We start from the raw sequence: 21,703 nt of genomic DNA, 5'->3' as shown, positions 1-21,703 counted from the left end.
TATGTCACAGACAGCTATCACACTGGCATTTGAACAGTGGAAGGCGCTGCAGGGTGCCACTGGCGAGCCTGTCCTGCTGGACGAATTTGTTTTTGCGAACGTGCCGGGACTGAATCCAGAACAACCCGTTGATCGCAGCGAGACACTGCCACCGGCCGCGCAGATTGTTCACCGGCAGGCAGTCAGCCGTAAAGGTGTGGTGAATGAAAATGCCGTGGTGCACTCCGTTGTGCTGGGTGCGGATGTGGGCGATTTTTCGTTTAACTGGATCGGCCTGATTAACAAGGCCAGCGGCACGCTGGCGATGATTGTTCATGCGCCTGTCCAGCAAAAGCTGAAAACTGCAGAAGGGCAGCAGGGGAATGTTCTGACCCGTTCTTTCCTGATGGAATACAACGGCGCACAGAAAGAAACCGGCATCAATACGCCCGCTGAAACCTGGCAGATTGATTTTACTGCGCGTATGGCCGGAATGGATGAGCGCCAGCGCCTGGAAAATATGGATATCTATGGTGCGGCGGCGTTTTTTGGTAACGGGTATCTGGTAGCCAAAATCGGCAATCAGTTTTTTGTCACGAAAGGCACAGGTTATGTGGCTGGACTTCGTGCGTCACTGACTGCGAACCAGAATATTACGGTGACGACAAAGCCGGTAAAAGTCTGGCTGGATGTGTGCTGGACAGGGACACTGACCAGTGTCTGGAATGTGCAGAGCAAAATCACGGTGGCTGCAAATCTTGCTGATTACGTTCAGAACGGGGTTCAGCATTACGTGTTTGCGGTGGCCAGCATTGATGTGGATGGTCACATCACGGATTTACGACCAAAAGGTAGCCTGGGAGAACAGCAGGCCAGCAGCGATTTCTTGCGTAAGGATGCAAACCTTGCTGATGTTAACGACAAAGCGAAAGCCAGAAAAAATCTTGAACTGGGTGAACTGGCTGTTTTAAGCATTAGTGATGTTGTACCTGTTGGGGTGCCACTTCCCTGGCCGACAGATATCCCACCGGCGCGTCACGCAATCATGCAGGGACAGGCATTTGATACAGTGGCTTGCCCGCAATTGGCTATTGCATACCCATCGGGTGTTCTTCCTGATATGCGCCGCCAGACAATCAAAGGGAAACCAGATGGCCGCGCAGTATTGTCCTGTGAAGATGATGGCAATAAATCCCATGCCCACACTGCGAGTGCATCCAGTACGGATTTGGGAACGAAATCAACATCCTCATTTGATTACGGTACTAAAACGGCGAGTACGTTTGACCACGGTACAAAAACGACAAATACGACAGGGGCGCACGCACACGGTTTTACCACGCGAGGCACTGATGGTTCAGGAATAGCCAGATCAGCAGGCGGAAGTGGTACTGCATATACCGTAAATACCAGTTCAGCGGGAAACCACGCGCACACCGTAGCCATTGGCGCACATAATCACTCCGTAGGTATTGGCGCTCACTCTCATACCGTAGCCATTGGCGCACACAGTCACACCATTACCGTCGTCGCGTCGGGCAACGCAGAAACGACCGTTAAGAATATTGCATTTAACTACATAGTGAGACTCGCATAATGACTTTTAAAATGAGTGAAACCGATCAAACAGTTACTGTTTATAACCTGCGTTCCGATACGAATGAATTTATTGGTTCGGGTGATGCTTTTATTCCTGCGCATACCGGACTGCCAGCTAACTGCACCACGATAAAGCCACCGGCAATCAAAGCGGGATTTGTGGCGATTTTTGATTCAGAGAAGCAAAGATGGATTTCCCGTGAGGATCACCGTGGTGAGGTGGTGTTTGATACAGAAAACGGTAATGAACTGGTGATCACCGAGCCAGGCGCTTACCCGGAAGGGACAACCACGTCAGCACCGGCTAATGCCTGGCAAAAATGGAATGGTAAGGCGTGGGTGGATGATGCGGAGGCCATGCGAATTGCATTAGTTAGCGAAGCAGACGCCGAAAAGAAAAGCCTGCTTAAACAGGCCAATGACGCCATTGCCACATTGCAGGATGCCGTTGATTTAGACATGGCAACCGAAGAAGAAGCACTGCTGCTTATCGCATGGAAAAAATACCGCGTTTTACTGAATCGTATTCAACCGGAAGATGCGCCAGAAATTGTGTGGCCGGAGGTGCCTGGAAATGTGGCGTGAAGCACGTCTGGCCTTCACGGATTCAGTTGCTGCGCTGAACTGTTCGATCGTCCCTGCGCATCCGTGGATTTATGGGCTGGGACAGCAGACAGCGAACGGGGCATATCTCAGCCCTGTTAATGCCGTTCGCTATCTTGCTGAACGCCTGGCCGGAACCGGGGGGAATGCGGATGTGGTGATTATGATGGTCACCGGACAGACGCAGGAAAACTTTATGGCCAGCCTGAATAACCTGGTCGGGATTTTCCCCGCCCCGGCATTCACGCAGGTCAAACGGTTGGCGCAATCCGCCGCAGCGTTGGCTATTGAAAAGATGCAGATCCCTGCGAAAGCCGCCGCAGCATTACCTGCGTCCATTCCACTGTCTGTACCAACCAGCAGGGCAGCTTTATCTGCTGCGGCAATCAGCCAGGCACAAAAGGCGGCGGGTGCCGGGTTTGATATCGAAGGGCTGAAAAAACAGCTGGGCGAGTTCACGCAGCTGCGTGACCAGCTTATCAGTGATGTGGCCAGCGGCCTGAATGATTTACAGGAAAAAAGTGCCAGAGCGTGGGTTTTTACTGCCAGCGGAGACACCGGCACTACGTTACTGGAACTGATGAAGGACATTCCGCAGCAGTCTGCCGTTTACACCGCTGCCATGATGCTGGTTGGCGATAATCTTGATGGAATAAAGGGAATGATTCATGACTTCGATCCCGACACTGGCGCTTAATGGCGAGGCCATCCAGCTGAAAAACATGCGGGTGACTGTTTCACAGCAATTTCAGGATAAAGATCAGTCCGGCCAGACCAGTGCCACAACAAAATCAGAGCAGGGAGCAAAGGGAAAGGAACTGCGGATCAGCGGTGAAATACCTTTTAAACAGCCTGAAATACTGAAGCGTATTTTTGAGCTGGCCAGTGCTACCGATGCCAGTGGTAATCGTCAGAAGTACCGAGTGGCGCATGAAGTTGCCCGTGCTGTTAATTTTCGTGAAGCAACGTTCAGCGGAATGCTGGATGCACCCCAGCAGGACGGGAAAATGGCCTGGCTGGTGACATTCACACTGGCGGAACATATCAGCGTGCAGGAAAAGCGAGAGGCCAGGGCAACAGGTAAGACGACCGCAAAAAAACAAACTGCCGGTAGTGCGGGACAGTCCGGTGGCCAGTCTGCCGGAGAGGATGAAGAAAAACTGACGTGGTTTGAACGCAAGGTGCTGAAGCCCGTCAATGATGCTTTGGGTTAATGATGAAACCAGTAAAACGCCTTTACCTTTCAACGGATGAAGTTCACCTGGTGGATGCCAGCCTGGTACTGGAGCTGAACAGCTGCGGCCGGGGCTTCATCACCGCAGAGACAACAACCGATTACACCGGAAAACTGGTGCGGCTGGATGTGGGGTATACCGATCTGCTTTTGCGCTGGTTTACGGGGTATGTGGAGCGATCGCAGCCCGCTGAAAACGGTTTTCAGCGTCTGTTCATTCGTGAGCTGGCAGGTGTGTTTGAAAGGATGTGGCCATGTTCGTTTCAACACCCGACTTTGCGTGAAATTGCGGGCTGGCTGGAAGAAAACAGCGGGATCACGGTCAGTGTGCCTGATGCACAGTACAGCGATACCCCAATCCCACATTTTACCCATAACGGTACTGGTTATCAGTTGCTGAACAATCTGGGCAGGGCGTTCAGTATCCAGGATTACATCTGGTACCAGTTGCCTGATGGTTCGCTTTACGTCGGAGGCGCAGAAAAATCATTGTTTGCCGGTCGTTCCGTAGAAATCCCGTCAGAGTTCAGCCAGGGGGCTGCTGGCGGTAACTCTGTGACATTACCAGTGATCCAGACTATGCGGCCAGGGGTGGAGATGAACGGTGAACGCGTGACTAAAGTTCACCTGACTAATGACACGATGGCGATCACATGGACACCGAGAAACCGCGCAACGGGTAAACCTTTGCAGAAAACACCAGCGCAACGGCAGATTGAAAGCCATTACCCGGAACTGACATCCGGGCTTCATTTGCCAAAGATGGCCAGAGTCGTGGCGCATTCAGAGCCGGTAAAAAGCGGTAACTTTGCCGATCCCTTCCGGCCACGTTACGCCGTGGACGTGCAGCTGCTTGACGCAGACGGAAACCCGGACAATCAGACGCCTGTTTATTCAGCGGTGCCGCTGCCGGTACCAATGGCCGGGAATGATTCAGGTATGTTTCAGTTCCCGCCAGAAGGGACGCTGGTTGAGGTCGCATTCACAGGAGGCAGACCGGATAAACCTTTTATCAGGCAGACGCTACCGGATGGCACCAGTCTGCCGGACGTTAAACCCGGTGAGCAATTACAGCAGCAGCGGGAAGAAGTATCCCAGAGAGTGACTCAGGCGGGTGACTGGGTAAGGCAGACCGATCAGACCATCAGCGAAACATCGATGGTGCGAACCGTAAAAGCCGATACGGAACAGCGCGAACTGGTCAGCCGTGAAACCACAGTGAAAGCCACGGATAAAACCACGGTACTGGGAACCGCCACACTGCTGGCCGGAGCCATCCAGCAGGTAAGCGCCGGTGATTATAGCCAGGCGGTGAAAGGTAACAGGCTGGCCAGTATTGAAGGAAACGAAGAAACGGACATAGCAGGACAGCAGTCCACTAAAGTGGGCGGAGCTGTAGCCGTGGAGGTTGGCGAAAGCCTGACAGAGAAGATTGCCGCACTGCGTAAATCAGTGGCCGCTGGCGGTCAGCAGGTCATGGGGACAACTGTCCATATTGGCAGTGAGAGTATCAATGCCCTGACCATGATGCTGGACACCATTGATTTGCTGGCAGAACTGGCAAGGCAGTGCGCCAGTCACTCACACCCCAGCGTAGGCACACCGACCAATGCGTCATCATTTACTCAGACTGCCACGAAAGCCGGAGAAACCCGGAGCAAGTACCAGAATATTATCGCCTGATTACCCAACTAGCCCGCGTCATGCGGGCTTTATCGTACCCACCAGACCTCACCAGACGCATTCTGAGCGCCGCAATTATCTGCACCCGTTCATCCCAACCTGATTAACTTCAGTAGCGCAGCAAGGCGCTGATACAGCCTGCCGCGACGAAATAACGGCGGAAGTGACGAAAACGGCGCTACACCGCACCCGCCTGCGGTTTTCGTGTTGAGAATGATTTCAGTTTTTCCGGTGGTACAAAACACATCGCCAGACCGCACCAGCGCTGGAGCTTTGGCAGTAGTTCGCCAACTGAAATGTGTGAAACAAATTTCAAGGATTTCAGTTTTTGTGCGATGACCGGCTGTGGGTGAACAATGCCGGTGCCGGGTTTCATGCGGGGTTAACAGCTATTACGTGACTTTTTACGTAACGGTCGCAGCGAGATCAGGTCAGTGCGTGGAAGTGTCCAGGCCTTAGCTGACGTGCTCTGGCGCGGAATGACAGTGGAACGCGGAACTGAAATACTTTGCACAGCCTGAACCATCGGCATACCTGAGATAACTTACATGCACCAGTGCTTAAATCAGTCACAGATAGATATACAAAACTACCAGAAAATCAGGGTGATTTCTGACCAAATCTGATTTTTTCAAAAAATTATGGGGACTATCGGAAAACCGTCACAAGCGTCACAAGATTTAAAGATGTTATCTATCTATATGATATATATAAATAAAGCATGGAATTGAAAACCATCACAAAACTATCACAACAGTATCACAGTGTGACGGTCTTAAAACATCACAACGCAGCTTTATAACTCACTGAATTTACTAGGTGTGACGGTTTATGTTACGTTTTGTGATGGTTTTACCGTCACAACATTTATTGTTTAGAATCATTAGGATAGGATTTCTTTTGTAAGGTGTGATGGTTGTGACGGTTTTCCGATAGGGCTTCCAATATTATGTTATGTAGATGTTTTTATTATTTAACGGGGTTTAATATCTTGGTAAGAGTGAAATGATGTAAGTTCTGTTAATATTTATATTAGCTACAAATATAGTACCGTATGGTATTAATAGCGTGCTTGTAATTTTTTATGGTTAAAGCTAAGGGACTAAAATGAAATTATCTCCAGCAGAATTAAAGTTAGAAAAAGATAAGGTGCAGGATAATAAATTCAATCAATATGTTAAGCGTATCACACTAAAAAATGTCAGAGGATTTGATGAGGAAATTGTAGAATTTAAAACCCCCGTAACTGCACTTATTGGTACCAATGGTGGCGGGAAGTCGACGATATTAGGTGCTGTAGCCCTCGCTTATAAAAATGTTAAGCCAAGTAAATTTTTCCCTAAATCATTTTATGGCGATGATTCGATGAGTGATTGGGAGATTGGTTTTGAGTTGATTGATAAGTCCATTTCAAAAGATAAAAACATTAACAGAACTGCAAAGTTTAAACAGATGAAATGGCGTAGAGATAGTTTTCCGGAGCGAAATGTTGTATATGTAGAAATACAACGAACGGTGCCTGCTGGTGAGCTAACTAAATTCAATAAGTTTTTATCTGGTGATTCAGAACAATTTGAAGTAAAAAACCTTAATCCAGATACAATAAAATATTGCACTGCGGTTTTGGATAAAAAAATTGAAGATTATAAATGTGTAATAAATAAGTATGATCCATCTTCTAGAATGTTTGTAGGCAAGGCGTTGAATGGTTCTGGTTATTCTCAGTTTCATTTTGGTGCTGGTGAAGCCTCAATAATAGATACTATTGATAGAATTGAAAATGCTACCGATAATTCTCTGATCTTGATTGAAGAAATTGAGAATGGGTTGCATCCCGTCGCAGTAAGATTGTTTGTTAATTATTTGACTAATGTCGCGAAACGAAAAAAACTGCAGATAATATTTACAACACATTCACAGGATGCAGTGAATGAGCTTGAGCCAGAAGCCGTTTGGGCCTCCATTAATAAAAAAGTATGGAATGGTAAACTAAGCATTGAAAGTTTACGTGCTATTACAGGGCAGAAGGTGAATTCGAAGGTTATATATGTTGAGGATTCTTTTGCAAAAGAGTGGGTTGAGAATGCGATAGATAGATATCTTCCAAAATTAGCTTCAACAATAAAAGTTTATACTGCCGGCGGATATCCTAGTGTTGTTAAGGTTAGTCAATATCATAATGAGAACCCTACCATTCATTATCCTTCTATTGCCTTAGTTGATGGCGATATTAAAGGACGGCAGGGAACTAAGGAATTGCCTGAAAATGCAATGTTTATCGGGGAAGATTATCCTGATGCTATAGTCTATCATTATATTGCTAAAAACATAGAAGAACATGCTTCAGTTTTAAGGCAAAGATGTTTGTTAACAAGGTTTGATGCTGAAAAAATTAAGGCTGCTGTTGAGAGTGTAATGCATTCGGCATGTGATCATCATGTTTATTTTACTAGATTAAGTGATAAATTGGATTTTACATCTGAGTTGTTTATTAGGGCCGGTATGATAGATTTATTCAATGAACACAACTCTGAGTTTTGGTCGCCAATCATGGACTTCATTAAAAAAGGATTGGAATGAATGGTTGAGAGTAAATATATAAATGTAGACTGGGATGATTTGTAAAGTTCGTACTACATTTTAATTAGAATTAAACTAATAAGATAAAGCCTCATCAGTCGAGGCTTTATCTTATATATGGCCTTTTTCTTGAGTTTATTGATTGTTTTGCTTTGGTGTAATAACTACTGATGCCAGTTTATTGATCAGACGTTCGCACGCTTCAACATCCTTCAGACTGCGCAACTTGACCTTTGCTATTTTAGGTTCATTGTCCTGGGTACAAAGATTCAATTCGATTTCAACATCATTCTTGTTCAGCAATCCCATAATGACCCCTGCTAACTTCCTTGCCTGAGTAGCCACTTCAAAGATGAGATTAAGTCTATCCGGTGCATTGTTAGAAAAGCAAACAGTTTTACTAACGTCAAACCCGTTACTTTTGAAATAATCTTGTATTGAAGCTGAAAGTTCAGGAGGGCAGGCAAGCCGAACGCCGGCCAGCTTTGAATGGTGTAGTGGTGTTCCTTCTAACTCTTGCATTTTAGACTCCATATGAAAAAACCCCAGAATCGGGGTTTTTGTTGTCGATGTGGTCAATATGTGGTCGCTGGTTGAAATAAATCCTTTTATTTCATTGTGTTACTTTGCAATAAAACGCGCCCGAAGGCGCGTTGGCGATACACTCAATGTAAGGGACTACTCTTCTTCTGCTTCGACGAAGTTGGCGTCTTTTACTGAAGTTGTTGCACGACGGGCTTCGCCTTTGTGCTGCACTTTATTGAGCTGCCGTTCCAGCTTGTTGATCAAATCGTTAATAGCGGTATACATATCTTCGTGTTTTGCGCTGGCGACCAGATGTCCGTTCGGTGTATTGATGGTGGCATCAGCAATGAAACCCTGTGGCTCCTTGGACAGAATGATATGTGGATTAATGAGATGGGTTTGCCATTTTTCAAGTTTGGCGAGACGGTCTGCGACATGTTGGCGAATTGCCGGAGTAATTTCCATTTGTTTACTGGTAATGTTCATTGTCATAAATTTTACCTCTTGTCTTTCCCGTCTTGGTGATTCCAGCATACCGTTCCTAATGTCAAAATGTGTGATTTAAATCACATTATTTTGTCACTTTTTGTCAAGGGTACCTTTTTGTGAGTTATCGCAGGAAGAGGTGATTTTTAACTTGAGGAAAGCCAGAAAGCAGGCCATATTTGATGAGTTGCGTCACGCAAAAGTCATCAGCGCCACAACGCGAAACGGATAAAAAAACGGCAGCTCAGCGCTGCCGTTTTTGCATCTGAAAATCGATCAGGTGTTGCTGCTGTTAGCGGCGATAATCTTCGCCACTTTGTCAGCTTGGGCCGTCATCTGCATTTCGCGATAGGCATTTTCCATCAACGGCAGGGCATCACGCGTTGCCTGCGTATCCGGGAAATCGCGCAGCATACCTTCTACACGGTTAACCACGGCAACCCATGCACCGCGCTGAGTGTAATAATCCGCAACGGAGTACTCATATTTCGCCAGACGATCTTTCAGGAACACCAGACGTTTGGTGGCGTCGGTGGTGTACTGGCTGTTCGGATAACCGCGAACCAGTTTCGAAAAGTCATTGAACGCAGCTCGCGCATGCTGAGGGTCACGGTCGCTACGATCAACACCAAAGAACCCTTGTAATGCGCTGTCATCTAACGCCATATTGGTCAGGCCACGCATATACATGACATAATCAATGTTAGGATGAGTTGGATTCAGGCGGATAAAGCGATCGATGGCAGCCTGAGCAAGCGGCAGATCGGCGTTTTTGTAGTAGGCGTAGATGAGATCTAACTGCACCTGCTGAGAATAAGGACCAAATGGATAGCGGTTATCCAACGCTTCCAATTGCGTTATTGCCTGTTTCCAGTTACCGTCCTGCAGCTTTTGCTGAGCAGTCGCGTAGATTTCATTAGGCGGATTATCGGGCACCTCTTCCTTTGAACCAGAGCAACCCGCCAAAAACAGGCTCAACGTGGCTGCTGCCACCAGATATTTCATGCGCGTCATGACGTTTTGACTTTCCTCAAAATGTTTTACGGGAGATTCTCTGTTCCTGCTCCCGGTTAAGACCAGCTACAATAGCACACTATATTAAACGGCAAAGCCGTAAAACCCAACGTTAAACGAAGAAGCTGTATATGGCACAACGAGTACAACTCACCGCAACGGTATCCGAAAATCAACTCGGTCAACGCTTAGATCAAGCTTTGGCCGAAATGTTCCCTGATTATTCGCGATCGCGCATAAAAGATTGGATTCTTGATCGGCGCGTGCTGGTCAACGGTAAACTTTGCGACAAACCAAAAGAAAAAGTGTTAGGCGGAGAACGGGTCGCCATCGATGCTGAAATCGATGAAGAAATCCGCTTCGAGCCTCAGGATATCCCACTGGATATCGTTTATGAAGATGATGACATCATTGTTATCAACAAGCCACGCGATCTGGTTGTTCATCCTGGCGCGGGCAACCCGGACGGCACGGTTCTGAATGCATTACTGCATTATTATCCGCCAATTGCTGATGTCCCACGCGCAGGTATTGTCCATCGCCTGGATAAAGACACCACCGGGCTGATGGTAGTGGCGAAAACCGTTCCGGCGCAAACGCGGCTGGTGGAAGCGCTGCAACTGCGTGAGATTACCCGTGAATACGAAGCGGTAGCGATCGGTCATATGACGGCTGGCGGCACGGTGGAAGAACCTATCAGCCGTCACCCGACGAAGCGTACTCATATGGCGGTGCATCCGATGGGTAAACCAGCGGTCACGCACTATCGCATCATGGAACACTTCCGTGTGCACACGCGTCTGCGCTTGCGTCTGGAGACCGGACGTACGCACCAGATCCGCGTGCATATGGCGCATATTACCCATCCGCTGGTGGGCGATCAGGTATACGGTGGCCGTCCGCGTCCGCCGAAAGGCGCGTCGGAGGCATTTATCTCGACATTGCGTAAATTCGACCGTCAGGCGCTACATGCCACCATGCTGCGTCTGTATCACCCGATTTCCGGTATCGAAATGGAATGGCATGCGCCGATCCCACAGGATATGGTGGAACTGATTGACGCGATGCGTGCGGATTTCGAAGAGCATAAGGATGATGTGGCCTGGCTATGAGTGAGCTTATTGTCCCGCAGTGGCCTCTGCCGAACGGTGTGGCGGCCTGCAGTTCGACCCGTACCGGTGGTGTGAGTTTGCCGCCGTATGATGCCTTAAACCTGGGCGCCCACTGTGGCGATAACCCGGAGCATGTCGAAGAGAACCGCAGACGCCTGTTTGCTGCGGGCAATCTGCCTTCAAAACCGGTCTGGCTGGAACAGGTGCATGGAAAAGACGTCCTGAAGCTGACCGGCGAGCCTTACGCCTCTAAACGGGCGGATGCGTCATACAGTAATACGCCGGGTACCGTTTGTGCGGTAATGACGGCAGACTGTCTGCCCGTACTCTTTTGTAATCGGGCAGGAACGGAGGTGGCGGCAGCCCATGCGGGCTGGCGTGGATTATGTGAAGGCGTACTGGAAGAGACGGTGGCCTGCTTTGCTGATAAGCCTGAAAATATTCTTGCCTGGTTAGGCCCGGCGATTGGTCCTGCGGCGTTTGAAGTCGGACCTGAGGTGCGCGAGGCGTTTATCGCCAAAGAGACTAATGCGCATGAAGCCTTTGAGCCTCACGGCGAAAAATATCTGGCGAATATTTATCAGCTTGCCCGTCAGCGCCTGGCAAATGTCGGCGTTGAGCAAATTTATGGCGGCGACCGCTGTACTTTTAGTGAAAATGAGACTTTCTTCTCTTATCGTCGCGACAAGACCACGGGGCGTATGGCAAGTTTTATTTGGCTGATATAACCTAAAGAATCAAGACGATCCGGTACGTGTAATTTTCTTTTCACATAATTCAGGTCAATAACCTTGAATAATTGAGGGATGACCTCATTTAATCTCCAGTAGCAAATTTGACCTGTTATGGGAGGAGTTATGCGTCTGGATCGTCTTACTAACAAATTCCAGCTTGCTCTTGCCGATGCCCAGTCGCTCGCACTGGGGCACGACAACCAATTCATCGAACCTCTTCATTTAATGAGCGCCTTGCTGAATCAGGAAGGGGGATCGGTACGTCCTTTATTAACCTCTGCCGGTATTAATGCCGGACAGTTACGCACCGCCATCGATCAGGCGCTGAGTCGTTTACCGCAGGTGGAAGGCACTGGCGGCGACGTCCAGCCCTCTCAGGATCTGATGCGTGTTCTTAATCTTTGCGACAAGCTGGCGCAAAAGCGAGGGGACAATTTTATTTCGTCAGAACTGTTCGTTCTGGCGGCGCTTGAGTCGCGTGGCACACTGCCCGATTTACTGAAATCGGCTGGCGCAACGACCGCGAATATTACTCAGGCAATTGAACAAATGCGTGGAGGTGAAAGCGTGAACGACCAGGGGGCTGAAGACCAACGTCAGGCCTTGAAAAAATACACTGTCGATCTGACTGAGCGTGCCGAGCAGGGCAAACTTGACCCGGTTATCGGCCGTGATGAAGAGATCCGCCGGACCATTCAGGTTCTGCAGCGTCGTACAAAAAACAACCCGGTGTTAATCGGTGAGCCTGGCGTCGGTAAAACGGCGATTGTTGAAGGACTGGCACAGCGAATCATTAATGGTGAAGTCCCTGAAGGGTTAAAAGGCCGTCGCGTACTGGCGCTGGATATGGGCGCACTGGTGGCAGGGGCAAAATACCGCGGTGAATTTGAAGAACGCTTAAAAGGCGTACTCAATGATCTCGCCAAACAGGAAGGGAATGTCATCCTGTTTATCGACGAATTGCACACCATGGTGGGCGCAGGTAAAGCGGATGGCGCAATGGATGCCGGGAACATGCTGAAACCGGCGCTGGCGCGTGGGGAACTGCACTGCGTAGGGGCGACTACGCTCGACGAGTATCGGCAGTACATCGAAAAAGATGCGGCGCTGGAACGTCGTTTCCAGAAAGTGTTCGTGGCTGAGCCGTCAGTGGAAGATACCATTGCGATACTGCGGGGTCTGAAAGAACGTTATGAACTGCATCACCATGTGCAGATTACTGACCCGGCAATCGTCGCGGCCGCCACGCTGTCTCATCGTTACATTGCCGATCGCCAGTTGCCGGATAAAGCCATCGACCTGATCGATGAAGCGGCATCCAGCATCCGTATGCAGATTGACTCTAAGCCGGAAGAACTGGACAGACTCGACCGCCGTATTATCCAGCTCAAACTGGAGCAGCAGGCGTTAATGAAAGAGTCTGATGAGGCGAGTAAAAAACGCCTCGATATGCTTAACGAAGAGCTGGATGACAAAGAACGTCAGTACTCTGAATTAGAAGAAGAGTGGAAAGCGGAAAAAGCGTCGCTCTCCGGAACACAAACGATCAAAGCCGAGCTGGAACAGGCGAAGATTGCTATTGAACAGGCGCGTCGTGTTGGCGATCTGGCGCGGATGTCAGAACTGCAATACGGTAAAATTCCTGAGCTGGAAAAACAGCTGGAAGCTGCGACGCAGTCGGAAGGTAAAACCATGCGTCTGTTGCGTAATAAAGTGACGGATGCGGAAATTGCCGAAGTGCTGGCGCGCTGGACCGGTATTCCGGTCGCGAGAATGCTGGAAGGCGAGCGCGAAAAACTGTTGCGTATGGAGCAAGAGTTACATAGCCGCGTGATAGGGCAGAATGAAGCGGTCGAAGCCGTATCGAATGCGATTCGTCGTAGCCGTGCCGGTCTTGCCGATCCAAACCGTCCGATTGGCTCGTTCCTGTTCCTCGGCCCAACCGGGGTCGGTAAAACCGAGCTGTGTAAGGCGCTGGCAAACTTTATGTTTGACAGTGATGACGCGATGGTGCGGATCGACATGTCCGAGTTTATGGAGAAACACTCCGTATCACGTCTGGTGGGGGCGCCTCCGGGATATGTCGGTTATGAAGAGGGTGGCTACCTGACAGAAGCGGTTCGTCGTCGTCCTTATTCCGTTATTCTGCTTGATGAAGTTGAGAAAGCGCATCCTGATGTGTTCAACATTCTTCTGCAGGTACTGGATGATGGTCGTCTGACCGATGGACAGGGGAGAACGGTCGACTTCCGTAATACGGTGGTCATTATGACCTCTAACCTGGGTTCCGATTTGATTCAGGAACGCTTCGGCGATCTCGACTACAGCCATATGAAAGATCTGGTGTTAGGCGTGGTGAGTCACAACTTCCGCCCGGAATTCATCAACCGTATAGATGAGGTTGTGGTATTCCATCCGTTGGGTGAACAACACATCGCGTCTATTGCGCAGATCCAACTGCAGCGTCTGTACAAACGTCTGGAAGAGCGTGGCTATGAAATCCACATCTCTGATGAAGCGCTGAAACTGCTGAGCGCAAATGGTTATGATCCGGTGTATGGGGCGCGTCCGTTGAAACGTGCAATCCAGCAGCAGATCGAAAACCCGCTGGCGCAGCAAATCCTGTCTGGAGAGTTAATTCCAGGTAAAACGATTCGTCTTGAGGTAAACGACGATCGGATTGTCGCAGTACAGTAATTCTTGATGAAATAATTAATGGGCTCTTCGGAGCCCATTTTTGTTTAAAAACCAGGCTAAAATGATGGTTTATAGAGTGGTTTGCCTGAAAAGTGAGCAGTTGATAAGTTTTTTGTATTTTTGACTTGTCAGCCCGAAATAACTCCCTATAATGCGCCACCACTGACACGGAACAACGGCACACAAGCCGCCGGGTCAGCGGGGTTCTCCGGTGAAAACCAGTGATGAACACCGACAGAGAAAAGCGAAATAAATGCTTGACTCTGAATGAGGAAAACGTAATATACGTGACCTCGCGACAGAGCGCTAAAGCGCGTCGCAGCTGCTCTTTAACAATTTATCAGACAATCTGTGTGGGCACTCAGAGTGACATGGATTCTTAACGTCGCAAGACGAAAAATGAATACCAAGTCTCAAAGAGTGAACACGTAATTCATTACGACGTTTAATTCTAGGAGCATCAAACTTAAATTGAAGAGTTTGATCATGGCTCAGATTGAACGCTGGCGGCAGGCCTAACACATGCAAGTCGAACGGTAACAGGAAGCAGCTTGCTGCTTTGCTGACGAGTGGCGGACGGGTGAGTAATGTCTGGGAAACTGCCCGATGGAGGGGGATAACTACTGGAAACGGTAGCTAATACCGCATAATGTCGCAAGACCAAAGAGGGGGACCTTCGGGCCTCTTGCCATCGGATGTGCCCAGATGGGATTAGCTAGTTGGTGAGGTAACGGCTCACCAAGGCGACGATCCCTAGCTGGTCTGAGAGGATGACCAGCCACACTGGAACTGAGACACGGTCCAGACTCCTACGGGAGGCAGCAGTGGGGAATATTGCACAATGGGCGCAAGCCTGATGCAGCCATGCCGCGTGTATGAAGAAGGCCTTCGGGTTGTAAAGTACTTTCAGCGGGGAGGAAGGGGTTAAGGTTAATAACCTTAGCCATTGACGTTACCCGCAGAAGAAGCACCGGCTAACTCCGTGCCAGCAGCCGCGGTAATACGGAGGGTGCAAGCGTTAATCGGAATTACTGGGCGTAAAGCGCACGCAGGCGGTCTGTCAAGTCGGATGTGAAATCCCCGGGCTCAACCTGGGAACTGCATTCGAAACTGGCAGGCTTGAGTCTCGTAGAGGGGGGTAGAATTCCAGGTGTAGCGGTGAAATGCGTAGAGATCTGGAGGAATACCGGTGGCGAAGGCGGCCCCCTGGACGAAGACTGACGCTCAGGTGCGAAAGCGTGGGGAGCAAACAGGATTAGATACCCTGGTAGTCCACGCCGTAAACGATGTCTATTTGGAGGTTGTGCCCTTGAGGCGTGGCTTCCGGAGCTAACGCGTTAAATAGACCGCCTGGGGAGTACGGCCGCAAGGTTAAAACTCAAATGAATTGACGGGGGCCCGCACAAGCGGTGGAGCATGTGGTTTAATTCGATGCAACGCGAAGAACCTTACCTGGTCTTGACATCCACAGAACTTGGCAGAGATGCCTTGGTGCCTTCGGGAACTGTGAGACAGGTGCTGCATGGCTGTCGTCAGCTCGTGTTGTGAAATGTTGGGTTAAGTCCCGCAACGAGCGCAACCCTTATCCTTTGTTGCCAGCGGTCCGGCCGGGAACTCAAAGGAGACTGCCAGTGATAAACTGGAGGAAGGTGGGGATGACGTCAAGTCATCATGGCCCTTACGACCAGGGCTACACACGTGCTACAATGGCATATACAAAGAGAAGCGACCTCGCGAGAGCAAGCGGACCTCATAAAGTATGTCGTAGTCCGGATTGGAGTCTGCAACTCGACTCCATGAAGTCGGAATCGCTAGTAATCGTGGATCAGAATGCCACGGTGAATACGTTCCCGGGCCTTGTACACACCGCCCGTCACACCATGGGAGTGGGTTGCAAAAGAAGTAGGTAGCTTAACCTTCGGGAGGGCGCTTACCACTTTGTGATTCATGACTGGGGTGAAGTCGTAACAAGGTAACCGTAGGGGAACCTGCGGTTGGATCACCTCCTTACCTTAAAGAACCTGCCTTTGTAGTGCCCACACAGATTGTCTGATGAAAAGTAAAAAGCAAGGCGTCTTGCCGAAGCAGACTTCAGTGTCCCCTTCGTCTAGAGGCCCAGGACACCGCCCTTTCACGGCGGTAACAGGGGTTCGAATCCCCTAGGGGACGCCACTTGCTGGTTTGTGTGAGTGAAAGTCGCCGGCCCCTGTATCTCAAAACTGACTCAGCGAGTCATGTTTGAGATATTTGCTCTTTAAAAATCTGGATCAAGCTGAAAATTGAAACGACACACCGTTAATGGTGTGTTCGAGTCTCTCAAATTTTCGCAACACGATGATGAATCGAAAGAAACATCTTCGGGTTGTGAGGTTAAGCGACTAAGCGTACACGGTGGATGCCCTGGCAGTCAGAGGCGATGAAGGACGTGCTAATCTGCGAAAAGCGTCGGTAAGGTGATATGAACCGTTATAGCCGGCGATGTCCGAATGGGGAAACCCAGTGCAATTCGTTGCACTATCGTTAACTGAATCCATAGGTTAACGAGGCGAACCGGGGGAACTGAAACATCTAAGTACCCCGAGGAAAAGAAATCAACCGAGATTCCCCCAGTAGCGGCGAGCGAACGGGGAGCAGCCCAGAGCCTGAATCAGCATGTGTGGTAGTGGAACGGTCTGGAAAGGCCGGCGATACAGGGTGACAGCCCCGTACACAAAATTGCATGTGCTGTGAGCTCGATGAGTAGGGCGGGACACGTGGTATCCTGTCTGAATATGGGGGGACCATCCTCCAAGGCTAAATACTCCTGACTGACCGATAGTGAACCAGTACCGTGAGGGAAAGGCGAAAAGAACCCCGGCGAGGGGAGTGAAAAAGAACCTGAAACCGTGTACGTACAAGCAGTGGGAGCCTCTTTATGGGGTGACTGCGTACCTTTTGTATAATGGGTCAGCGACTTATATTCTGTAGCAAGGTTAACCGAATAGGGGAGCCGAAGGGAAACCGAGTCTTAACTGGGCGTTAAGTTGCAGGGTATAGACCCGAAACCCGGTGATCTAGCCATGGGCAGGTTGAAGGTTGGGTAACACTAACTGGAGGACCGAACCGACTAATGTTGAAAAATTAGCGGATGACTTGTGGCTGGGGGTGAAAGGCCAATCAAACCGGGAGATAGCTGGTTCTCCCCGAAAGCTATTTAGGTAGCGCCTCGTGAATTCATCTCCGGGGGTAGAGCACTGTTTCGGCTAGGGGGCCATCCCGGCTTACCAACCCGATGCAAACTGCGAATACCGGAGAATGTTATCACGGGAGACACACGGCGGGTGCTAACGTCCGTCGTGAAGAGGGAAACAACCCAGACCGCCAGCTAAGGTCCCAAAGTCATGGTTAAGTGGGAAACGATGTGGGAAGGCTCAGACAGCCAGGATGTTGGCTTAGAAGCAGCCATCATTTAAAGAAAGCGTAATAGCTCACTGGTCGAGTCGGCCTGCGCGGAAGATGTAACGGGGCTAAACCATGCACCGAAGCTGCGGCAGCGACACTAAGTGTTGTTGGGTAGGGGAGCGTTCTGTAAGCCTGTGAAGGTGTGCTGTGAGGCATGCTGGAGGTATCAGAAGTGCGAATGCTGACATAAGTAACGATAAAGCGGGTGAAAAGCCCGCTCGCCGGAAGACCAAGGGTTCCTGTCCAACGTTAATCGGGGCAGGGTGAGTCGACCCCTAAGGCGAGGCCGAAAGGCGTAGTCGATGGGAAACAGGTTAATATTCCTGTACCAGGTGTTACTGCGAAGGGGGGACGGAGAAGGCTATGTTGGCCGGGCGACGGTTGTCCCGGTTTAAGCGTGTAGGTGTGTGTTCCAGGTAAATCCGGTTCACTTTAACACTGAGGCGTGATGACGAGGCACTACGGTGCTGAAGTGACAAATGCCCTGCTTCCAGGAAAAGCCTCTAAGCATCAGGTAACATCAGATCGTACCCCAAACCGACACAGGTGGTCAGGTAGAGAATACCAAGGCGCTTGAGAGAACTCGGGTGAAGGAACTAGGCAAAATGGTGCCGTAACTTCGGGAGAAGGCACGCTGATATGTAGGTGAAGCGATTTACTCGTGGAGCTGAAATCAGTCGAAGATACCAGCTGGCTGCAACTGTTTATTAAAAACACAGCACTGTGCAAACACGAAAGTGGACGTATACGGTGTGACGCCTGCCCGGTGCCGGAAGGTTAATTGATGGGGTTATCCGTAAGGAGAAGCTCTTGATCGAAGCCCCGGTAAACGGCGGCCGTAACTATAACGGTCCTAAGGTAGCGAAATTCCTTGTCGGGTAAGTTCCGACCTGCACGAATGGCGTAATGATGGCCAGGCTGTCTCCACCCGAGACTCAGTGAAATTGAACTCGCTGTGAAGATGCAGTGTACCCGCGGCAAGACGGAAAGACCCCGTGAACCTTTACTATAGCTTGACACTGAACACTGGTCCTTGATGTGTAGGATAGGTGGGAGGCTTTGAAGCGCGGACGCCAGTTCGTGTGGAGCCATCCTTGAAATACCACCCTTTAATGGCTGGTGTTCTAACGTGGGCCCGTAATCCGGGTTGCGGACAGTGTCTGGTGGGTAGTTTGACTGGGGCGGTCTCCTCCTAAAGAGTAACGGAGGAGCACGAAGGTTAGCTAATCCTGGTCGGACATCAGGAGGTTAGTGCAAAGGCATAAGCTAGCTTGACTGCGAGCGTGACGGCGCGAGCAGGTGCGAAAGCAGGTCTTAGTGATCCGGTGGTTCTGAATGGAAGGGCCATCGCTCAACGGATAAAAGGTACTCCGGGGATAACAGGCTGATACCGCCCAAGAGTTCATATCGACGGCGGTGTTTGGCACCTCGATGTCGGCTCATCACATCCTGGGGCTGAAGTAGGTCCCAAGGGTATGGCTGTTCGCCATTTAAAGTGGTACGCGAGCTGGGTTTAGAACGTCGTGAGACAGTTCGGTCCCTATCTGCCGTGGGCGCTGGAGAATTGAGGGGGGCTGCTCCTAGTACGAGAGGACCGGAGTGGACGCATCACTGGTGTTCGGGTTGTCATGCCAATGGCACTGCCCGGTAGCTAAATGCGGAAGAGATAAGTGCTGAAAGCATCTAAGCACGAAACTTGCCCCGAGATGAGTTCTCCCTGACCCTTTAAGGGTCCTGAAGGAACGTTGAAGACGACGACGTTGATAGGCCGGGTGTGTAAGCGCAGCGATGCGTTGAGCTAACCGGTACTAATGAACCGTGAGGCTTAACCTTACAACGCCGAAGCTGTTTTGGCGGATTGAGAAAATTTTCAGCCTGATTACAGATTAGATTAACCGGCGAAAGGCGGGTTAATAAACAGAATTTGCCTGGCGGCTGTAGCGCGGTGGTCCCACCTGACCCCATGCCGAACTCAGAAGTGAAACGCCGTAGCGCCGATGGTAGTGTGGGGTCTCCCCATGCGAGAGTAGGGAACTGCCAGGCATCAAACAAGTGAAGAGCCCATCCTGACGGATGGGCTTTTTGCGTCTCTGCGCTGCAAATTTGGAGTGTGGCTTTGCCTTATCTGGCCTGCTGTCAGGGCGAGGCTCCGTGGTTAACGGACACGACCGTCCAGAATAGTCGAACCTCTGCGCGCGCCGTCACGATGAATCTCATCAACTGATCCCTGCGCTTACTCCTAAATTCTTTCCCTGCTAATTAAAACCGCGATCGCTGTCACACAACAACATATAACAATTATATAACATTTCTTTTACTAAAAAAGACAGCAAACACAACCGGATCTTTGGCAGGAGTACAACTTTAATGACTGAAAGCAGTGTAACTGCGAACGGGTCACTGACTGACAGTGATACCCGTCGTCGCATATGGGCAATTGTAGGCGCGTCATCCGGAAATCTGGTTGAATGGTTTGATTTCTATGTCTACTCGTTTTGCTCGCTCTATTTTGCCCACATCTTCTTTCCTTCCGGAAACACGACAACGCAGCTACTACAAACCGCAGGCGTTTTTGCGGCCGGGTTTTTAATGCGTCCGATTGGTGGTTGGCTATTCGGTCGTATCGCCGATAAACATGGTCGTAAAAAATCCATGCTTTTGTCCGTTTGTATGATGTGTCTGGGATCGCTGGTGATCGCCTGCCTGCCAGGTTATGAAACCATTGGAACCTGGGCTCCGGCGCTGTTACTGCTGGCGCGTTTGTTCCAGGGATTATCTGTTGGTGGGGAGTATGGCACCAGCGCGACCTACATGAGTGAAGTTGCTGTCGAGGGCCGTAAGGGGTTTTACGCCTCTTTCCAGTACGTCACACTTATCGGTGGTCAACTGTTGGCGCTGCTGGTTGTGGTTGTCTTACAGCAGACTATGGAAGATTCAGCCCTCAGAGAGTGGGGCTGGCGTATTCCTTTCGCATTAGGCGCAGTACTGGCGATTGTGGCGCTCTGGTTACGTCGTCAACTGGATGAAACATCAAAGCAGGAAACGCGTGCGCTGAAAGAGGCGGGCTCGCTGAAAGGGTTATGGCGTAACCGTAGAGCGTTCATCATGGTGCTCGGGTTCACCGCGGCGGGATCGCTGTGCTTCTATACCTTCACTACCTATATGCAAAAGTATCTGGTAAACACCGCAGGTATGCATGCCAATGTGGCAAGCGGAATTATGACGGCGGCGCTATTTGTTTATATGCTTGTGCAGCCGCTGTTTGGTGCGTTGTCAGATAAAATTGGCCGACGTACCTCCATGCTGTGTTTCGGCGCGCTGGCAACCCTGTTTACTGTCCCCATTTTGACCGCACTTCAGAATGTGACTTCGCCGTATGTAGCATTTGGTCTGGTAATGTGCGCGCTGCTGATCGTCAGTTTCTACACCTCGATCAGCGGTATATTGAAAGCTGAAATGTTCCCGGCACAGGTTCGTGCATTAGGAGTGGGGCTTTCTTATGCCGTGGCGAATGCTCTGTTTGGTGGTTCGGCGGAATATGTGGCGCTGTCGCTGAAGTCTGTCGGTATGGAAACGTCGTTCTTCTGGTATGTCACCGTTATGTCGATCGTCGCATTTTTGGTTTCGCTGACGTTGCATCGTAAAGGGAAAGGTCTGCGCCTCTAGTGATGCGCCATTTGCCAGAGGGTATAGCCGGTCGTTGCACCGGCGACATCCCAGGCAAAGTCTTTCCAGCTCCAGCCGCTCCCTGCGGGGCGGCTATCCCAAAGCTCCTTTGACGCCCCCAGACTGACCGAGAACATAAACCCTATCATCGCACTGTGATCGCGGCTGATTCCCTGATGTTGCGCGTACTCATTACCTGCGGCTGAGAGCATCGCGGAAGCAATAAAGTGCTGTGCTTTGTCCTGCCCACTCCAGCTATCCTGCGCCATATGGCTACAGCCTGACAGAATAAAGGCGCTCAGAAAAAAAATAACGCGCACCATGCCCCCATAGGAAAAACCCCGTTCAGG

General features: G+C 50.1%; 14 protein-coding genes, 1 tRNA gene and 3 rRNA genes. 14 read left to right on the top strand and 4 right to left on the bottom strand.

All coding sequences use genetic code 11. The features are described from left to right. The first annotated feature begins 1 nt into the window (after nucleotide 1). The 6 genes from HVZ37_RS16685 to HVZ37_RS16660 all read left to right on the top strand — a co-directional run bounded on the left by HVZ37_RS16685 (nucleotide 2) and on the right by HVZ37_RS16660 (nucleotide 7,678). Nucleotides 2–1,576, top strand: coding sequence for a phage tail protein (locus HVZ37_RS16685; protein ID WP_181627750.1), 1,575 nt, complete (start codon nucleotides 2–4; stop codon nucleotides 1,574–1,576). Continuing rightward, nucleotides 1,576–2,163, top strand: coding sequence for a tail fiber assembly protein (locus HVZ37_RS16680; protein ID WP_181627749.1), 588 nt, complete (start codon nucleotides 1,576–1,578; stop codon nucleotides 2,161–2,163). The genes HVZ37_RS16685 and HVZ37_RS16680 overlap by 1 nt, the downstream gene beginning before the upstream one ends. After that, nucleotides 2,153–2,878, top strand: a complete 726-nt coding sequence (locus HVZ37_RS16675) for a hypothetical protein (protein ID WP_090050937.1) — start codon at nucleotides 2,153–2,155, stop codon at nucleotides 2,876–2,878. Before HVZ37_RS16680 ends, HVZ37_RS16675 begins: the two co-directional genes overlap by 11 nt. Further along, nucleotides 2,850–3,395: a hypothetical protein gene (locus HVZ37_RS16670; protein ID WP_061103636.1), complete on the top strand. Its 546-nt coding sequence runs from the start codon at nucleotides 2,850–2,852 to the stop codon at nucleotides 3,393–3,395. Before HVZ37_RS16675 ends, HVZ37_RS16670 begins: the two co-directional genes overlap by 29 nt. Then, nucleotides 3,395–5,098, top strand: a complete 1,704-nt coding sequence (locus HVZ37_RS16665) for a hypothetical protein (protein WP_181627748.1) — start codon at nucleotides 3,395–3,397, stop codon at nucleotides 5,096–5,098. Before HVZ37_RS16670 ends, HVZ37_RS16665 begins: the two co-directional genes overlap by 1 nt. A 1,107-nt stretch (nucleotides 5,099–6,205) precedes the next feature. Next, a complete protein-coding gene (locus HVZ37_RS16660; protein ID WP_181627747.1) occupies nucleotides 6,206–7,678 on the top strand; it encodes an AAA family ATPase in 1,473 nt (490 codons plus the stop codon). Between the two features lie 135 nt (nucleotides 7,679–7,813). Here HVZ37_RS16660 and HVZ37_RS16655 read toward each other — a convergent pair whose 3' ends face one another. The 3 genes from HVZ37_RS16655 to bamD all read right to left on the bottom strand — a co-directional run bounded on the left by HVZ37_RS16655 (nucleotide 7,814) and on the right by bamD (nucleotide 9,703). Then, nucleotides 7,814–8,200 carry a hypothetical protein gene (locus HVZ37_RS16655; RefSeq protein ID WP_181628503.1) on the bottom strand — a complete coding sequence of 129 codons (387 nt, stop codon included), beginning with the start codon at nucleotides 8,198–8,200 and terminating at the stop codon, nucleotides 7,814–7,816. A 156-nt stretch (nucleotides 8,201–8,356) separates the two neighbouring features. After that, entirely contained in the window at nucleotides 8,357–8,695 is a 339-nt protein-coding gene (raiA, locus tag HVZ37_RS16650; RefSeq protein ID WP_003031244.1) for a ribosome-associated translation inhibitor RaiA, read from the bottom strand. Between the two features lie 270 nt (nucleotides 8,696–8,965). Continuing rightward, nucleotides 8,966–9,703 (bottom strand): outer membrane protein assembly factor BamD, encoded by a 738-nt coding sequence (gene bamD, locus HVZ37_RS16645; RefSeq protein WP_044255229.1) that lies wholly within the window; start codon nucleotides 9,701–9,703, stop codon nucleotides 8,966–8,968. 131 nt (nucleotides 9,704–9,834) lie between these two features. On the opposite strand from bamD, the gene rluD reads away from it, so the two are divergent. The 8 genes from rluD (at nucleotide 9,835) to HVZ37_RS16605 (ending at nucleotide 21,353) form a co-directional block, all read left to right on the top strand. Then, entirely contained in the window at nucleotides 9,835–10,815 is a 981-nt protein-coding gene (gene rluD / locus HVZ37_RS16640; protein ID WP_042999700.1) for a 23S rRNA pseudouridine(1911/1915/1917) synthase RluD, read from the top strand. Next, nucleotides 10,812–11,543: a purine nucleoside phosphorylase YfiH gene (yfiH, locus tag HVZ37_RS16635; protein ID WP_042999701.1), complete on the top strand. Its 732-nt coding sequence runs from the start codon at nucleotides 10,812–10,814 to the stop codon at nucleotides 11,541–11,543. The genes rluD and yfiH overlap by 4 nt, the downstream gene beginning before the upstream one ends. A gap of 129 nt (nucleotides 11,544–11,672) precedes the next feature. Beyond that, nucleotides 11,673–14,246, top strand: coding sequence for an ATP-dependent chaperone ClpB (clpB, locus tag HVZ37_RS16630; RefSeq protein WP_044255236.1), 2,574 nt, complete (start codon nucleotides 11,673–11,675; stop codon nucleotides 14,244–14,246). A gap of 468 nt (nucleotides 14,247–14,714) precedes the next feature. Further along, nucleotides 14,715–16,256: ribosomal RNA gene (locus HVZ37_RS16625) — 16S ribosomal RNA — on the top strand. 86 nt (nucleotides 16,257–16,342) lie between these two features. Next, nucleotides 16,343–16,418 (top strand) — tRNA-Glu (locus HVZ37_RS16620). Nucleotides 16,419–16,614: 196 nt separating this feature from the next. Then, nucleotides 16,615–19,520: ribosomal RNA gene (locus HVZ37_RS16615) — 23S ribosomal RNA — on the top strand. Between the two features lie 94 nt (nucleotides 19,521–19,614). Further along, nucleotides 19,615–19,730, top strand: a 5S ribosomal RNA gene (gene rrf / locus HVZ37_RS16610). Together the 16S, 23S and 5S rRNA genes with 1 tRNA gene alongside form the textbook arrangement of a ribosomal RNA operon. Before the next feature lie 324 nt (nucleotides 19,731–20,054). Next, nucleotides 20,055–21,353: an MFS transporter gene (locus HVZ37_RS16605; RefSeq protein ID WP_181627746.1), complete on the top strand. Its 1,299-nt coding sequence runs from the start codon at nucleotides 20,055–20,057 to the stop codon at nucleotides 21,351–21,353. Here HVZ37_RS16605 and HVZ37_RS16600 read toward each other — a convergent pair. Continuing rightward, nucleotides 21,350–21,673: a YfiM family lipoprotein gene (locus HVZ37_RS16600; protein ID WP_082366178.1), complete on the bottom strand. Its 324-nt coding sequence runs from the start codon at nucleotides 21,671–21,673 to the stop codon at nucleotides 21,350–21,352. The two genes, HVZ37_RS16605 and HVZ37_RS16600, sit on opposite strands and share 4 nt — an antisense overlap. Nucleotides 21,674–21,703 lie beyond the last annotated feature (30 nt).

The organism is Citrobacter sp. RHB35-C17, assembly GCF_013816795.1.
Classification (GTDB): Bacteria; Pseudomonadota; Gammaproteobacteria; order Enterobacterales; family Enterobacteriaceae; genus Citrobacter_A; species Citrobacter_A amalonaticus.
Note: the sequence above shows the minus strand (reverse complement) of the source record. Positions and strands in the feature narration are given on the sequence as shown.

What these genes read in the sequence shown, in the direction of transcription:
- HVZ37_RS16685 (WP_181627750.1), top strand. Translation starts at nt 2, where the DNA reads ATGTCACAGACAGCTATCACACTGGCATTTGAACAGTGGAAGGCGCTG.
- HVZ37_RS16680 (WP_181627749.1), top strand. Translation starts at nt 1,576, where the DNA reads ATGACTTTTAAAATGAGTGAAACCGATCAAACAGTTACTGTTTATAAC.
- HVZ37_RS16675 (WP_090050937.1), top strand. Translation starts at nt 2,153, where the DNA reads ATGTGGCGTGAAGCACGTCTGGCCTTCACGGATTCAGTTGCTGCGCTG.
- HVZ37_RS16670 (WP_061103636.1), top strand. Translation starts at nt 2,850, where the DNA reads ATGACTTCGATCCCGACACTGGCGCTTAATGGCGAGGCCATCCAGCTG.
- HVZ37_RS16665 (WP_181627748.1), top strand. Translation starts at nt 3,395, where the DNA reads ATGATGAAACCAGTAAAACGCCTTTACCTTTCAACGGATGAAGTTCAC.
- HVZ37_RS16660 (WP_181627747.1), top strand. Translation starts at nt 6,206, where the DNA reads ATGAAATTATCTCCAGCAGAATTAAAGTTAGAAAAAGATAAGGTGCAG.
- HVZ37_RS16655 (WP_181628503.1), bottom strand. Translation starts at nt 8,200, where the DNA reads ATGCAAGAGTTAGAAGGAACACCACTACACCATTCAAAGCTGGCCGGC.
- raiA (WP_003031244.1), bottom strand. Translation starts at nt 8,695, where the DNA reads ATGACAATGAACATTACCAGTAAACAAATGGAAATTACTCCGGCAATT.
- bamD (WP_044255229.1), bottom strand. Translation starts at nt 9,703, where the DNA reads ATGACGCGCATGAAATATCTGGTGGCAGCAGCCACGTTGAGCCTGTTT.
- rluD (WP_042999700.1), top strand. Translation starts at nt 9,835, where the DNA reads ATGGCACAACGAGTACAACTCACCGCAACGGTATCCGAAAATCAACTC.
- yfiH (WP_042999701.1), top strand. Translation starts at nt 10,812, where the DNA reads ATGAGTGAGCTTATTGTCCCGCAGTGGCCTCTGCCGAACGGTGTGGCG.
- clpB (WP_044255236.1), top strand. Translation starts at nt 11,673, where the DNA reads ATGCGTCTGGATCGTCTTACTAACAAATTCCAGCTTGCTCTTGCCGAT.
- HVZ37_RS16605 (WP_181627746.1), top strand. Translation starts at nt 20,055, where the DNA reads ATGACTGAAAGCAGTGTAACTGCGAACGGGTCACTGACTGACAGTGAT.